This is a genomic window from Clostridium psychrophilum (genome assembly GCF_018861705.1).
Taxonomy (GTDB): domain Bacteria; phylum Bacillota; class Clostridia; order Clostridiales; family Clostridiaceae; genus Clostridium_AD; species Clostridium_AD psychrophilum.
Genome location: NZ_JAHLEC010000068.1, coordinates 1 through 17,074 on the forward strand (window position 1 = coordinate 1; position 17,074 = coordinate 17,074).

Annotated in this window: 10 protein-coding genes, 1 pseudogene and 1 other annotated feature; of the genes and pseudogenes, 4 read left to right on the forward strand and 7 right to left on the reverse strand. The window is 30.7% G+C overall.

Going from position 1 to position 17,074, the window contains the following annotated elements; all coding sequences use genetic code 11:
• Positions 1-356: 356 nt before the first annotated feature.
• Positions 357-1,232 carry a YitT family protein gene (locus KPL38_RS13080; protein WP_246577960.1) on the forward strand — a complete coding sequence of 292 codons (876 nt, stop codon included), beginning with the start codon at positions 357-359 and terminating at the stop codon, positions 1,230-1,232.
• Positions 1,233-1,404: 172 nt separating this feature from the next.
• Here KPL38_RS13080 and KPL38_RS13085 read toward each other — a convergent pair whose 3' ends face one another.
• The 5 genes from KPL38_RS13085 to KPL38_RS13105 form a co-directional block, all read right to left on the reverse strand.
• Positions 1,405-2,523: an NAD/NADP octopine/nopaline dehydrogenase family protein gene (locus KPL38_RS13085; protein WP_216289583.1), complete on the reverse strand. Its 1,119-nt coding sequence runs from the start codon at positions 2,521-2,523 to the stop codon at positions 1,405-1,407.
• A gap of 501 nt (positions 2,524-3,024) precedes the next feature.
• Entirely contained in the window at positions 3,025-4,566 is a 1,542-nt protein-coding gene (locus tag KPL38_RS13090) for a glycoside hydrolase family 32 protein (protein ID WP_281419357.1), read from the reverse strand.
• A 30-nt stretch (positions 4,567-4,596) separates the two neighbouring features.
• Positions 4,597-6,507, reverse strand: a complete 1,911-nt coding sequence (locus tag KPL38_RS13095) for a sucrose-specific PTS transporter subunit IIBC (RefSeq protein WP_216289584.1) — start codon at positions 6,505-6,507, stop codon at positions 4,597-4,599.
• 234 nt (positions 6,508-6,741) lie between these two features.
• Positions 6,742-7,614, reverse strand: a complete 873-nt coding sequence (gene licT / locus KPL38_RS13100; RefSeq protein WP_312884217.1) for a BglG family transcription antiterminator LicT — start codon at positions 7,612-7,614, stop codon at positions 6,742-6,744.
• 343 nt (positions 7,615-7,957) lie between these two features.
• Positions 7,958-8,869, reverse strand: coding sequence for a helix-turn-helix domain-containing protein (locus KPL38_RS13105; protein ID WP_216289585.1), 912 nt, complete (start codon positions 8,867-8,869; stop codon positions 7,958-7,960).
• Between the two features lie 142 nt (positions 8,870-9,011).
• Between KPL38_RS13105 and KPL38_RS13110 the strand changes: the two genes are divergently transcribed.
• The 3 genes from KPL38_RS13110 to brnQ all read left to right on the forward strand — a co-directional run bounded on the left by KPL38_RS13110 (position 9,012) and on the right by brnQ (position 14,651).
• Positions 9,012-10,697: a glycoside hydrolase family 13 protein gene (locus KPL38_RS13110; protein WP_216289586.1), complete on the forward strand. Its 1,686-nt coding sequence runs from the start codon at positions 9,012-9,014 to the stop codon at positions 10,695-10,697.
• Between the two features lie 106 nt (positions 10,698-10,803).
• Positions 10,804-12,282, forward strand: a complete 1,479-nt coding sequence (locus KPL38_RS13115; protein WP_216289587.1) for a sucrose-specific PTS transporter subunit IIBC — start codon at positions 10,804-10,806, stop codon at positions 12,280-12,282.
• 657 nt (positions 12,283-12,939) lie between these two features.
• Positions 12,940-13,194 (forward strand) — a binding site (T-box leader).
• A 119-nt stretch (positions 13,195-13,313) separates the two neighbouring features.
• Positions 13,314-14,651 (forward strand): branched-chain amino acid transport system II carrier protein, encoded by a 1,338-nt coding sequence (gene brnQ, locus KPL38_RS13120; RefSeq protein WP_216289592.1) that lies wholly within the window; start codon positions 13,314-13,316, stop codon positions 14,649-14,651.
• 107 nt (positions 14,652-14,758) lie between these two features.
• Here brnQ and KPL38_RS13125 read toward each other — a convergent pair whose 3' ends face one another.
• Positions 14,759-15,850 carry a putative NPN-dependent ornithine cyclodeaminase gene (locus KPL38_RS13125; RefSeq protein WP_216289588.1) on the reverse strand — a complete coding sequence of 364 codons (1,092 nt, stop codon included), beginning with the start codon at positions 15,848-15,850 and terminating at the stop codon, positions 14,759-14,761.
• A 35-nt stretch (positions 15,851-15,885) separates the two neighbouring features.
• Positions 15,886-16,914, reverse strand: a pseudogene (locus KPL38_RS13130) (putative NPN-dependent ornithine cyclodeaminase); the annotation flags it as partial.
• Positions 16,915-17,074: the final 160 nt, after the last annotated feature.

The following is a 17,074-nucleotide window of genomic DNA, read 5'->3' on the forward strand; positions in this document are numbered from 1 at the left end:
CAACAAATAAAGCAACATTAAATTTCTTCAGGATACATTTTCACTTTTCAACCCACATTCTAAATCCTAATATTTCCATTATTGTTTTTTCATAAGTTAGTTAACACTATCTTTTTAAATTTACATTTTAAAAATACCTTATAACCCATACCATCTAAATTAATATTCACAATAAGTATTTTAAATATATGTCTTGTTATTTTACTGTTTTATTATACCCCACAAACGGTTAAATAAACAGTATAGATATTACTACAATTTATTTTGCTGAAATTTAATCTAGACTCCCTATAAGTGTAAAACAATATCTGTTACAATAACTTTATATGTAATAAATTGCAAGGATGGTGATGTTTTTGAAAAAAATTGATTTTAATAAAAATGTAGTTGATTTCTTATTTGTAACCATAGGATGTTTATTGATTGCATTTTCAATTACTTCTATTCTAAGACCAAACGGATTAATAACTGGAGGAATAACTGGGGTATCAATAATACTAGAAAAGTTAATCCATATTAAATATACTTATATTTATTATGTTCTATCCATTTTAGTATTAGGTATTGCTTGGTTATCTATGGGAAAAAGAGAAGGTATAAAAATAATTACGCTATCTATAGTATTTCCTTTTGTATTAATTGTTTTTGAAAGATTTAATTATAGCTTTATAAAAAATGATATGATGCTGGCTTCAGTTTATTTTGGACTTATTTGTGGAATTGGAACTGGTCTTGTGCTAAAAAGAGGATATTCAATGGGAGGAACTGATACTGTTGCAAAAATTCTTCATCATAAGGTTTTTACTTTTGTAAGCATAAGTGAGATTCTACTTTGTATTGATGGGACACTAATTGCATCATCAGTTATAGTATATAATTCAAATATTGCACTCTATGCTATCATTTCACAAATTATAATGGTGAATATGATTGATGCAGTGATGTTTGGATTTGGCTCAAAGAAGGTCAAACTTGAGATAATAAGCGATCATCATCAAGATATAGCCCAATACATAATCCACAGCGTTAAAAGAGGAGTCACGAGCTATGAGGTAAAAGGTGGTTATAAAAACTTACCACGCTTAAAGCTTCTAACACTTTGTTCTCCAAGAGAGTCTATGTTAATTAAGCGGTATATAGCAGAAACTGATCCAGATGCCTTTGTAGATGTTTTACCAGTAATCTCAGTATGGGGAAAAGGAATAGGCTTTGATCGTTTGTCAGAGGAGTAAAATAGTCTCCCTATGATAGATGCTTTGGTAGACATGAACTATATTCTATTCATAAAAAATCCTCGACTGTACTTTAATGTAGTACTGTAGAGGATAATCCAAATAATTATTTATTATTCTATGTAGTATTTTTTAAATATAGATAAAGCAATTTTTTGATTGATATAACAATTTACTTGTAATATTCAAACACATCTTCTATTGAATTTATCCCAAAATTTTGTGGCCGCGGGAGACCTTTTAAATCTTTTCCTGCAAATCTACCATCTACATAATATTCAACCCCGAAAAAGTTCTCAAACCACATAAGGATTTTATCAATAAATGGAGTTTTAACTTCTACCAATTCGCAAAAACTCTTAATAATGCATAGTCCATATGGGAAATCTTCTAGAAAGTATCTTGAATTAAAATCTGGAATATACCCCTTTTCTGTTTTTATCAATGGAGACTGTATATTCTTAAGTGCAGGCTTATTGCTAATTTGCGCAGTCATCTGCTTCACGGAATCCGCTCCGAAATATTCCTTTACAAAACCAACCTTGTTCAAATCAATAGTTCCTAGCTTAAGGCATAAATTCTGTACCTCTTCATCAGTAGCTATTAACATTTCTGAACATTCATCCGTCCACTCGTTATAAAATTGGATCATATTTTCAAAATATACTTCCTCTTTATAATGGTTAAAGATTCCATAAAGTCTTGCAGTATGGAGAATTGGATTGGCCGGTGTAAGCGAAACTTGTAGAAAATTTTCTAGTGGATTGCACGTCATGTTAAGTATGCTCTCCAATGCCTTGCATACGTCTGTTGTGTTGCGAGCAGGAATAGCTCCTATAAAAAGTTCGTCTTTCTTACCTAGGTCATATACAGATTTTCCGTATTCCTTTAATCTAGAAATGCCATAAACCCTCTGAAATCCGAATATGGTACAGCCATTTTCAATAAGTTCATTGCAATAAAATTCTCCACCACCATTACCTGGCATCATTCCAATCCAAACTCCTTTTTTAAAAAAAGGCTTTATCCTTTGAATCGTTTTGCTAAATATATAAGATGGAAGCGTAGATATAATGATGTCAGCATCCCTTATTACTTCCTCTGGGTTACTAGATATCACATCTATCCTTCCTGTGTGTTTAATTGTGCCATCATTATCACAAACCTCAATAATATGGTTCCACTCATCTGGTCTGGAAGTAAATAATCGAACAGAAATATTCTTATTTGTTCCTATGTCTCCCATTAAAAGTGTACCTATATTTCCACCGCCTAAAATACATACATTCATTCTTTTTCCTCCTACATTATGTTTATTTTTTATACTTTATTTTCCCAAAATATGTTATCAAAAGCTAAATTTGTATTATCCAAAATACTATTTATAGCTATAAATTTAGGGTTGTTTTTTTTGAGCCGTGCTACTATTATATCATATAAGTTCATATAACCCCAGTATAAATATTTATACTAAGCGAGCTTAGTTTTCCTCTGTTTTACTTAGTATTACACCTTTTAAGGAATATTACTGCACTGGTTTTGTTTGATAAAAACTTACTTTTAAATAAATCAAATTCACTTTACCCATAAAACTTTTCTAGGTATGCAAACGAGTTATAATAGAATTTATTTTGCTTATGTGAAGATATAAAGAAGGATTTAAATTTGCCTGTATGTATTACCCCTTTCTTATTTATTGTACAAAAAAAGAGTCCATATAAATAGATCCTTTAAGAATCTATAATATGAGCTCCATTATTTAGTTTTCAGTTTATAATATACATGATAAATGTTAAATGTTCCAATACTTTATATTAAGATTTACTATTCCTCCTTGTGCATAAAAGAAAATGTTTTTGCTGTCTTCCTTAGGGTAAATTCTAGAGGAAAAAGTTTCTTCACCTTTATTTATGAATATTTCAAGGGATGACTTATCCATGAATAAGCGAATGCTTAATTTTTTACGATTCACAATTTTACATTTTCTCACACCTGTTTTACTTAATCCACTTTTGCATCTATCTAGTATTATTTTTTCTTCTTTTGTATTGTAATATAAAAGAGTTTTCTGTTTTTCCTCGTCATCGCATCTAAGCTTAATCCCAAATTCCAACACATTTTCCCATGAGAAATCACAAACTAGCTCAAAACAGTCTCCGTAAATATTGTTAAGTCTAATCTGTTCATTATTTATTACTACATTTTCATACTTAGTTTCGTTAGTTCTAAGTAATTTCATTTCTTCTACTGGATTTTGATAGATCTTATCATTTTCAAGATGTAGTTCTCTAACAATTGTTAGACAATGAAGCCAATTATTCTTTACCGTAGGGCTATCCTCTTCTTCTGGGATACCCATCCACCCGACTAAGAGTAAACGTCCTTTTTCATCTCGCGAAACTTGAGGCGCATAAAATTCAAAACCCCTATCTAATTCAGTAAAATCACCATAAGATAATTTCCCCATTTTATAATTTAATTTTCCTAGCAAATATCCACATTGATATCTATTATTATACAAGTCACCATTAGGCTCTACCCCTTGAGGACAAAAAAGCAATATATCTTTTCCGTCTAATTTAAATAAATTGGGACACTCCCACATATAGCCTAGATAATTCAATTTCTTTGTGTTTGCACCAGCAATTTCACCAATTTTATTCCAAACTAGTAGATCTTGTGAACTATATAAAAGTACTACTCCTTCTTCTTTTTCTGTTTGAGTTCCAAGTGACATATACCATAGTCCATCATGTTTCCAAACTTTAGGGTCTCTGAAATGTGTTGTATAACCCTCCGGCGCATTACTTATAACAGGGTTATTTTTGTATTTAACAAAGTTTTCACCATCATTGCTTTGTGCAATACACTGATATGTCTCCCTTTTACCTAGTTTATTTTTTACATTTCCCGTATAAATTAAAGTGAATTCGCCATTATTATTTACAGCACAGCCAGAATAACATCCATGAGTTTCATACCATTCACTTGGATAAAGTGCAGTTGGTAACATACTCCAATGAACTAAATCAGGACTTTTTACATGAGCCCAACATACCCGTTTATCTTTAGGATATAAAGGGTTAAACTGATAAAACAAATGGTATTCACCATTAAATTGAATAAATCCATTAGGATCATTCAAAAAACCTACACTTGGCATTAGATGGTATTTTAATCTATAGTAATCACCATTTACTTTTTCGTTCAATTCACTACTTGTTTTTATTAGATTTTTTGTCAATTCGTTATTTTTAATCATAATACCACCACCAAATTCAAATTGTTTGTTTTCTACTTCATCAAGAGTTAAAAGTAAAGATATTGCACCCATCTTTGTACGAACTAAAGTTTTTATCTTTTTTCAGTTAATTCCAACTGACACTAACTCTTCTCCTCTATTAATTTTACCAGACTTTAACTGCTTAACAAACTTCATAGAATCAGAATTTGTAATAACAACTATTGTAATAGGTGATTTTGCTTTTTCCTTCACTAAATCCAAATCAAATTCTACTAGTTTTTGTCCCTTCTTAATCATGTCTCCATTTTTAACAAATGACTTAAACCCTTCCCCATTCATTTTGACTGTATCAATTCCTATATGAATTAGTATTTCCAGTCCATCGCTAGTTTTAATTGCTATTGCATGCTTTGTTTCAAACAAACATACTACAGTTCCATCTACTGGTGAAACTACTATTCCATCTATAGGATCTACTGCTATTCCATTTCCCAATAATCCATCAGAAAAAGTTTTGTCTGGAACATCTTTAAGTAATATGACATTTCCATTTACGGGTGATACTAAATTTAAGATAGTATTTGCATCAGATTCATTATAAAGTAAAACATCTTCATTCTTCTTATCATTATTAGCTTCATCTGTTTTTTCTACTTTTTCCATATTATCTTCTTTTATTCCAAGCACATAAGTAACTGCAAATGCAGTTGCAAAAGCTAAAAGCATACCTATTACATAATTCAAAATCGACGATGGCGGTACAATTGATGTGCCCGGTATTCCACTTACACCCATTCCGGTCATTGCTACTTTTGTAAATACCACATAACCACCACCTACAGCACCACCTGAAGCTGCTGCAATAAATGGTCTCCTATATCTCAAATTCACTCCAAAAATAGCTGGTTCAGTTATACCAAGCACCGCTGATAATGCTGCTGGTCCTGCTACTGACTTCATTTTGGCATTTTTCGTGATAAAATATACCGCAAAAGCAGCTCCACCTTGTGCAACATTTGCCATTGACCAAATTGGCAATAAGAAGTCTCTATGAATATTGGGATTAGCAAGTAATCCTGCCTCAACAGCTTGGAAACTTTGATGTATGCCAGTAATAACTATTAATGAATAAAGTCCTCCAAATAATATACCAGCAAAAACACCTGCTGTATTATATAGTGTTACTAAAGCAAATGATAGTCCATCTCCTAGAAATCTCCCTGCTGGTCCTATTATAAAAAATGTGAAAAACCCTGTAATCAATACTGTAAAGAACGGTGTTAGTAAAATATCTAGTATATCTGGAACTATTTTTCTTAAACCTCTTTCTATATACCCCATAACCCAAACAGCAATTAATATTGGAAGCACTTGGCCTTGATAACCAACCATACTTACATGAAGTCCATAAAAATCCATTGAATTTTTAATTCCATTTCCTAATGTCCAAGCATTCTGAAGATCCGGATGTATCATTATGCCTGCTAATGTTACCGCTAGAAAAGGATTAGTTCCAAATTGTTTAGCCGCACTAAATGCAATTAAAACAGGTAAAAACACAAAAGCCGCACTTGAAAACATATTTAATAATATATACATTCCACTTTTTGAATCAATCAAATGGAAATTTTGAAGCATTCCTAAAATTCCCATTAAAAGCCCACTAGCAACTATCGCTGGTATTATTGGAAGAAAAATACTTGATAACATTCTTGCAAATCTCTCAAAAGGATTCATATTTTTCATTGCAGCTTTTTTATTATCACTTAAACTTGCCGCACCTATTTTAGTTCCCTCAATAAAAGCAGCATATACTTTGTTTACTGTTCCTTGACCAATAATAATTTGTAATTGACCTCCACTGTTAAATACCCCTTTAACAGCATCCAATTTTTCAATTTTTTTTATGTTTGCCTTTTTATCGTCATTTAAAACCAATCTCAATCTTGTAGCACAATGTGCAGCACTAGCTACATTTTTTTCTCCACCTAAATACATTAAAATTTCTTTGGCTATTTTGTTATAATCCATTTTTACCCCTCCTATATTTTTATCTGCACAAAACTAATTAACACATTGTTTTGTATCCATTAATTAGCTATGGCTAATTTAAATAAAAAAAGCCTAAATTGAATTAATACAACTAGTGTATAATCTTCAACTTAGGTTTTGCCTGCATAACCAGTAACAATCCTGATATTAACTTTTTGGTGCCTTAAAAAATAACTAGTCCACCTTTCTATATATGTTGATAAATGTATAAGTCTATGATTTCCCAGAAGATATCTTATACCTTATACTAGAAATAACTCGCTGAATATGAAGACTCAAATAAACTATTTCTCCATTGTTTATTGTGTAATGATAGTTTTTTTCAATAAACATTTTTATCTTTAATGCACATGTATACGGTTTGTGATAATTCATTTCTACCATTTTTAAAAATTCATTACTATCTTCTGGCAAACTATTATTTGAAATTACCCTTTGTGAAAAATACTTCAAGTGAGTAACAAGTCTATCATAAGAAATATCATTTTCATCAAATTCTATGTTGAAAAAATATTTTATTATGTTCAATATTTCTTGAACAATTGAAATAATATTTATTGTGTTATCCATGCTTTGATTAAGGGCAGCATCTACTAAATGTAGAGCAATATAACCCGCTTCATCTAAATCCATTTTAATACCTAATTCATCTTCAATACAATCTAGTGCCCATAAGCCAACTTCATACTCTTTTTTGTGTATCCTTTGTATTTCCCAAAGTAGCTGATTCTTTAACTTAATACCTTCTTTATATCGTTTAATAGCAAAATCAATATGATCTGTTAGTGCAATATAAATATGATCATCAAATTGTGTATTTAATTTTTCTTTACCATAGCTTATAATTGTCTCTGATAATTTTATATACTCCATCGGGATTTCATTTATCAATTTTTGAAATTTCTCATTTTCGATTTTATTTTCCAAAATAAAGACTTTCTCAATTTTAAGAACATCTACCATATCTCCATTTCTCTTTTGAAAAGCAATACCTCTGCCCATGACTACCTTTTCACGCCTAGATTTCTCATCTATAGTCGTAACTACATTATTATTTAATATCCTTTTTATAATAATAGTATTCACCCCAATGCCACTATAATTACTAGATTTTTATTCAATTGCCCAAATCTAAAGTTAAAATATTTACACTAATATACAATTAAGTTAACAGTGTTTTTTATAATCACAGGGCAATCATATTTGATTGCAAGAAAAAAAACCCAAAACAAGACAAAGTTTACACTCATCTTAAATTAGGTTTTGCCTGCTTAATCAGTAACAATCCTTTTATTTAATTCAATTTAAATTTATGATAACATTTTCATTGTTTTATGTCAACACATTTTTTATATAATATTTGGGAATTATATGATGTATTTAAACTTAATTATAAAATAAAAGAAACCATTATCTGCACTTGCTTTCTTCAGTTGGATTTTTCATCATCAAAGACTCTAAAACCCAACTTTTTTTTATATTGACAAGGGGTGCAATTATTATATTCCTTAAATTTTTTTATAAAGTAACTAAAATTACTAAAACCAACATCAAAACATACTTGCATTTCTTTAGTATCTTCTGTTTTAAGCATTTTAGCCGCCCGTTCTATTCTATATTTATTAATATAAGTAACGGCAGTTTTGCCAGTTACGGATTTGAAAAATCTGCAAAAATATTGGGTATTCATATTAGCTTCCGCAGCCAATTCAGAAATATATATCTTTTGTGTGTAATTATTATCGATAAAACCGAGTACCTTTTTTATTATCCTTACCTTATAATCTTTTGGAATTAAAAAAGCAGAATCATTTTTAATAAACTTATCTTCTTCAAATAAGTTTGCTACAATCTTTAACAAGCAACCCTTTATACTGAGTTCACATCCTGAGCTTTTTCTATGATAGACATCAATTATTTCTAAAATCTCATTTAAAGTTTTATTACCCAATACATAATTTGTATCAAGATATAACGGAAAACTAAGTGATTTTTTTATTATCGGATTGATATATTTATTTTGATAATAATTATAAATTGAACTATTTAATATGTTAATGTCAAACACTATGGAATGGTGTATAGAAGGTTTATTGTCAATTGCATAAATTGAATGCAATTGTTCACTGTTTATAAAAACACATTGACCATGAGTTAATTTAACGTGTTGCATATCTATATTAAACATTAAGTCTCCCTCTTCTATATATACTACTTCAATCTCATTGTGCCAATGATCTGATACAGAATAATTACCTTGCGTATCAATATGAGAGTAAACGTGTAATGGAAATATAGAATCGCCACGAGCTGTTTTTTCTTTTAATTTATCATCATTCATTTTTATCACTCCTAACTCTTTAGTGAAAATAGTGTTATTTTTAGAGAATATAAAGCAAGATTACAAATGATAATATAGATATAATAATATTATAAGGTTACATGTAATCGAATTCAAGTATAGAAATTAATGGAGGTATAGTATGAATAAAACTTGGTGGAAAGAAAGTGTCATTTACCAAATATATCCAAGAAGCTTTAAGGATAGCAATGGAGATGGAATAGGCGATTTAAAAGGTATCACTCAAAAGTTAGACTATTTAAAGGAACTTGGTATTAATGTTATCTGGCTTTCTCCTATTTACAAATCTCCAAATGATGATAACGGATATGATATCAGTAATTACCAAGATATTATGACAGAGTTTGGTACAATGGAGGACTTTGATCAATTGCTTCAAAAGGCTCATGATTGTGGTATAAAAATCATAATGGATTTGGTAGTAAATCATACTTCTAATGAACATCACTGGTTTAAGGAAAGCAGAAAATCTAAAGATAATAAATATAGGGATTATTATATATGGAAAAGTGGAGTAAATTTACAACCTCCAAATAATTGGGAATCTAGTTTTAATGGAAGTGCTTGGGAATATGATGAAAGCACAAATATGTATTTTCTTCATTTGTTCTCTAAAAAACAACCTGATTTAAACTGGGAAAATGATACTGTGCGAAATGAAATATATAAAATGATGAAATGGTGGTTAAATAAAGGGATTGATGGATTTAGAATGGATGTTATTAACTTAATATCTAAAGATCAAATGTATCCTGACGGAGAAATAAGAAAAGGACACTCACTTGGGAACTTTGCGCCATACTCTTTTAATGGACCTAGAATTAATGAATTTTTAAAAGAAATGAATAAAGAAGTATTATCCAAATATGACATAGTCACTGTAGGAGAAACACCAAAAGTTAATATACAAGAAGCCATGAACTACGTTGACGAGAAAAGAAATGAACTTAATATGGTTTTTCAATTTGAGCTCATGGGCTTAGGAAATGGTAACCATGGAAAATGGAGCAATGCCCCATTTAAATTAACTGATATAAAAAAAATTATGACTAAATGGCAAAAGGGATTAGAAGATGGGGGATGGAATAGTTTATTTTGGAATAATCATGATCAGCCTAGAGTAGTTTCACGTTTTGGAAATGATAAAGAGTACTGGGAACAGTCAGCTAAGATGCTAGCAACTTGTCTTCATATGATGCAAGGAACTCCATTTATTTACCAAGGCGAAGAAATAGGAATGACTAATGTAGCTTTTAAATCTATAGAAGATTATAGAGACATTGAGACAATAAATGCATATAAAGAACAAGTAAATATTAAAGAAAAAAATCCATTAGAAATGATGGCAGCAATTAATGCAAGAGGAAGAGATAATGCACGTACACCTGTGCAGTGGGATGAAAGTGAAAATGCAGGCTTCACTACGGGAAAACCTTGGATTAAGGTAAACCCCAATTATAAGCAAATTAATGTGAAATCCCAATTAGAAGAACCTAATTCTATATTTAATTATTACAAACAATTAATTGATATTCGCAGTAAAAATCAAATTGTAGTATATGGAATTTATAATTTGATTCTTGAAGATAACGAAGAACTGTATGCTTACACAAGAACTTTAGGAGAAGAAAAACTTCTTATAATATGTAATTTTGTAGATAGAATTTCTAAATTTAATTTACCACAATCTATAAAGTATAGTTCTCAAAAATTGATTATTGGTAATTATAAAATATCTAACGGCGTTAACATAAAATCGATTGAAATGAAACCTTATGAAGCAAGAGTATATTTATTGAAATGTTAAAAACTAATTTAATTTTTATATTGAGTAATTTTAAAGTTTTAATATTATATATGTAATTTCAAATTCTGGAAATTATTATTACGAATTGAGAAGGAGAAGAATTTATATGGATTATAAAAAAGCTGCTAAAGATATTTTAAAGGCTATTGGAGATAAAGCAAATATTACAGCATTAGCCCACTGTGCAACCCGTCTTAGATTAGTATTAAAAGATGAAAAGAAAATTGACCATAAAATTCTTGATGGGTTAGATGTTGTGAAAGGAACTTTTTCAATAGGAGGACAATTTCAAATAATTATTGGTACTGGAACTGTAAACAATGTATATAAAGAATTAATAAAGATTACAAATATTGATGAAATTTCTAAAAATGACGTAAAGAAAATAGCGGCTAAGAAGAATACTAATTTTCTTTTAAGTCTTGTTAAAATATTGTCTGATATTTTTGTACCAATAATACCTGCCCTTGTAGCTGGTGGCCTTTTAATGGGTATAAACAATGTGCTTACATCTGAAAATTTGTTTGGAGCCAAATCCATAGTTGAAATGTATCCTGCAATAAAGGATATAGCAAGTATGATAAACACCTTTGCATCAGCACCTTTTACATTTTTGCCTGTATTAATTGGTTTTTCAGCTACTAAGAGATTTGGAGGGAATCCTTTCTTAGGAGCGGGAATGGCTATGATTATGGTACATCCTGAATTACTAAATGGATATGGATATGCAGATGCCTTACTTAATGGAAAGATAACTTACTGGAATATTTTTGGACTAAGTCTTGCTAAAGTAGGATACCAAGGAACTGTGCTTCCTGTGTTAGTCTCTTCTTGGATTTTAGCTAAGTTAGAAAACTTTTTCAGAAAAATTGTACCTGCTTCTCTTGATATATTGTTAACACCTCTTTTAGCAACATTAATTACAGGATTTTTAACTTTTGTTGCAGTAGGACCCGTAATGCGTTCAGCTGGTAATCTATTAACAGATGGCATTTTGTGGTTGTATACTTCCTCTGGATTTATTGGTTCTGGAATATTTGGTCTCATATATTCTCCAATTGTTATTACAGGAATGCATCAAAGTTTCATAGCTGTTGAAACTCAGCTCTTAGCTAATACAGCAAAGACAGGGGGCTCATTTCTTTTGCCAATAGCTTCTATGGCAAACATAGGACAAGGTGCTGCAACTCTCGCTGTATTCTTTGTTACAAAAGATAAAAAAATGAAAGGACTTGCATCTGCAAGTAGTATTTCAGCATTACTTGGAATTACTGAGCCCGCAATATTTGGAGTTAATTTGAAATTGAGATATCCTTTTGTAGCTGGCATGATTGGCTCAGCTGTTGCGTGTGCTTTCATAGGTGCTTTCAAAGTATTATCAGTATCTATGGGACCAGCGGGTATACCTGGGATAATTGCTATAAGACCTAAATCTACTGTCTATTTTATTATATGTGCAATTATAAGCTTTGTTGTAAGTTTTATAACTTCATTAATTGCAGGAATTATAATTAAAAATAAGATGAAAATTAATAGTAATTCGAATGCCAGTAAGGAAACTAGCAAAGCAAGTATTGGTGAATAACTTATATTTTATTTGTTAAAAGAGCTATTACAATAATTTGTAGTAGTTCTTTTATTATAAAATTAATTGTTGCTGGTTCCTTAGATAAAATTGCTATAACTAATAACACCCTTCTTATTTCCCTAAAATTGATCAAATTGTGAATACAGTTTTGCAAATTTTTAAAGATGCAAAGTAAAATAAAGAAAAATAATGATACCCCTAATCGTAGTTTTAATATCCAACGATTGGGGGTATTTTATAGTCAATTTTCATTAATAAGTCAGCATATATTGTAAATGTTTCGCCCCTTTAGTGCATGTATTAAATTATTTTTTTAAAATTAATAAATTTCGTTATTATATAATTGAATTGAATAAAATTTTCAAAGTAGTCTATAATTTATATATACAGATTTTAACATAAGAATAAATTGAAATTGATAAGAATAAGAATACTGCATTGGGTCCCCCCTAAATGCAGTATTTTTATTTATGTTTCAATCTAATTTATTTCTACATCTAGCAAATTTAATTCGCTCATAAACACTCACAATAGGCCATGCGAGAATAATAATTATGTATATAAATCTCTGAATAAAACTTTAAGAGAAATAAAATATTGATTGTTTATTGACAAATTATTTATAATATGGTATATTTCATTACAACATAATTAACAAATTTGATGACGAGAAAGAGTACGTTTTAGTATCTGTTCTAAAGAGAGTTGACATTTGGTGAGAGTCAACGTTCAGTCTATAATCGAAAATCATCTCTGAGAAGTAAACCTGAAATATAATAAGGTTTAATGGTCGTCCACCATTAAAAGGAACAGATATCAATTGGTATCTTGCTAAGTGCTATTAAAGTTATTCATTATAATTTTAATAGATTTAGGGTGGTAACACGTGCATATATGCTCGTCCCTTTTTATAGGGACGGGCTTTTTTTATTTTAAAAGGTGGTGGTTTAGTGGATAGCGACATTGGCATTAGAACTCGGGATATAATACTCAATCTTAGAAAAAATAATATTATTGGAGGAATTACTATGAATAAATTATCAAGGAAAAATTTACTGCTAGTTAGTTTAATGTTATTTTCAATGTTTTTTGGAGCTGGAAACTTAATCTTCCCTCCAGTCCTCGGACAAATGTCAGGTACAAATCTTTTACTTTCGCTATCTGGTTTCCTTGCTTCTGCAGTAGGTCTACCAATTCTTGCTGTAGCTGTTGTTGCAAAAGCTGATGGCCTTCAAAATTTAGCTGGTAGAGTTAATAAAACCTTCGCACTTATTTTTACATTATTAATATATTTATCAATAGGACCATTTTTAGGTATACCTCGTGCCGCTAGTTTATCTTTTGAAACAAGCATAGCACCATTTTTAAACACATCAGTTACTGGTGGAGCTTTACCTCTTTTTCTATATACAGTATGTTTCTTTGGTTTAGCATTTTGGCTAAGTATGAATCCTAATAAATTAGTAGATCGTTTTGGGAAGATACTAACCCCTGCTATCTTAATACTAATACTTATAATATTCATAGGTAGTTTAGTTAACCCTATTGGCAGTTTTAGTGCTCCAATTGGAGATTATGCTAACTTCCCTGTTTTAAAAGGATTTTTAGATGGATACATGACTATGGATGCAATTGCGGCACTTAATTTTGGAATAGTTGTTGCCTTAGTTTTAAAGAAACAAGGCATTACAGATAAAAGAGCTTTAAGCTCTTATACAATAAAAGCTGGACTTATAGCTGGTCTTGTTTTAGCTGTAATATATTTAATGCTTTCCTGCCTAGGTGCTGTCGCTCAAACTAAATTTGGCAATACAGCCAATGGAGCTCAAACATTAACAAAGGTAGTTTCTTATCTTTTCAATACAAATGGTCTTATAATACTTGGTTTAACTTTTGGACTAGCTTGCCTTACAACCTGCGTTGGTCTTATAACATCATGTAGTGAGTACTTTTCAAGGATAATTCCAAAGGTTAGCTATAAAATCTGGGTTACTACAATAACACTATCCAGTATGCTGTTTGCAAATGTAGGCTTAACTAACATACTAAAGATATCTGTACCTGTTTTAACAGCTATATATCCTATGGCAATAGTACTTATTGTACTAGCTTTCACTAATAACCTATTTAAAGGTTATACCTGCGTATATTCTTTCAGCATGCTATTTACTGCTGCTTTTAGTATATGTGATTCATTAAATCAAGTTGGACTTAATATATCATTTTTGAGTTCTATGCCTTTATCAAAACAAGGTCTTGTTTGGGTAATACCATCTTTAGTTGGTGCTCTATTAGGATTTTTGTTTAGCATGGCAAAAGAAGTTTCTTTTTCAAAAGAAACTTCTCTAAACGAATATAATAAATAATAATCAGAGGGATGTTGCGGTTGCAACATCCCTCTGTTTCCTATTGTTTATCAATTTTCTTTTTCAGCCGTTTATAAATATACTATCATGTCTTTTCTGCTCATTTTCTAAGATTGTTTTATTAGAGCCTCTGCTACGTTAATTATAAAGTCTTGAACATTTGTAACTAATGTCTTAACTTCTAATGTTCCTCTATCAGATAATTTGTTAACAGCAAATTCTTGTATATCTATAGAATATATATATACTGGTCTAACAACTCCATTTTTTACAGTGTACGATGGAGTCATATTTCCTGCAGCAATCGTATGAAGTACTGATGATAAACATATAAGCATAGTTGCATTTCTAGTATGTTTTCTCATAGCATTTTGAGATTCATACACATTATCATAAACATTGGGCAATGTATATCTATCTCTTATACTACTAGCAAGCACTACAGGAACATCGTTTTCAAGACAAGCTTTTATTATGCCATCTTCAACTGCCCCTGAGTTTACAAGCTCCACTAGTGATCCCGCACGTCTAGCCTCATTTATGGTTGCAATATAGTTATAGTGAGCAGTTGCGCGTGATTCAAAAGTTTGCTGACCTGAAACTGTTTTGAACATAGCTTTTTCTAAATCATAAGTAGCAAGTGTATTCCCAGATAAAACAGCTTGAGCATACCCATTTTCGACCAGTAAGGCAAATGCCCCTCTTGCTTTATCATCTAATGCAATTGATGGTCCTAAAACCCAAACTATTTTTCCATCATGTTCTTTTTCATACTGCATAATTTCATATAATTCATCGTAATCTTTAGAAAAAGCTGTTTCTCTTGATCTCCCACTTCTAAATGCAAAGTTGTCAACATTTATATCATCAGTAGCGAACCCTTCAGTATACATATATATACCTTCGCTTCCATCTTCAGTTCTTCCTACAACAACTTTATCACCAACTTTTAAATTTCTAAATTCAACAACATCTATGCCACCAACTGGAGTAACAATTGCAACGCTATCCATACGACTTTCATTCGCTATTACCCACTTGCCTTTGATTTTAAAATATTCAGGATATATTGATAATGCATGATAATCAATGTGCGCAACGCCTTCTTTAATTACTTTTTTGATTTTACAATCTGGAGCGTTAAGAAGAAAGTCATTCGAGAAATCTGGCGGTGTAAACTTTGGTAATTCAAAAGTCATTTAAAATCTCCCCCTCTACTAATATTTATTATATATTAACATAAGTTTTTTTGAACATTAACGACAAAATCTTGAACATTAGTGACTATTGTTTTAATACCTATGTATTCCCTAGCAACTGATACTTGATTAACTGCATATTCAGAAATATCTACGCAATAAAAATATACCGGTCTTACTTTTCCATTTACAACTCTATACGATGAAGCTAAATTTGCAGTTGCTACTGAGTGAAGAACTGTAGCGAGACAAATAATTACTGTTGCTTTATCTGTTTCTTCTTTCATAGCATCAAGTCCACAAGATACATCATGATAAACAGGTGGAAGCGGCCCGTCATCCCTTATAGATCCAGCAAGAACTATAGGTATATTCTTCTTAATACAAGTTTTCATAAATCCATCTTTTATATTTCCTTCATCAAGTAATGCTTCTATAGAACCTGCGCGTCTAGCTTCATTTATTAAATCTAAATGATTATAATGACCCATTGGAACAGATTCTTGAGTATATATATTTTGACCTAAGGCTGTTCCAAATAACCCTCCCTCTAAATCATGGGTCGCCATAGCATTACCAGCCATTAGTGCATTTACATACCCATTTTCAGCAAGATCTGATAAAGCAGCTCTTGTATCATAATCAAAAACCACAGCTGGGCCTAGAACCCAAACTATATGTCCATTATTTTGTTTTTCATATTCTAGTAATTCATATAATTGTTTATAATCCCTTGAAAATGAAGATTCAACAGATCTCCCTGCTCCTACCCTTGGTAAATTATCAAATCCACTAATATGCTTGTATATACCTTCACTCCCATCTTTAGATTTTCCTAAAACAACTTTATCATTAACTTTGAGGTTTCTAAATTCCACAATTTCTACAGTGTTATTACCGCAAACAACAGCAGCGCATTCTATAGATGTTTGGGTTGGAAGTATCCACTTTCCTTTAATTTTAAAATATTCAGGCAATATAGAAGTTATTAAAAACCCAATAGGCGCAACTCCATCCTTTTTAACTTCACTTATTCTAACATCTGGTGCGCTAGGAACAAAATCTCCCTACGGTCGAGTAAAAACCCTTATGCCAAGCAAATATGATAATCTTATCGTCCTTTGATTATCATATTTGCATCACATTCTGGGCATAGAACAATAGGACTACCACTCTTCTTGTCAAATTCCTCAGGTGTATAACATTCAAACGCAACAAATTCAG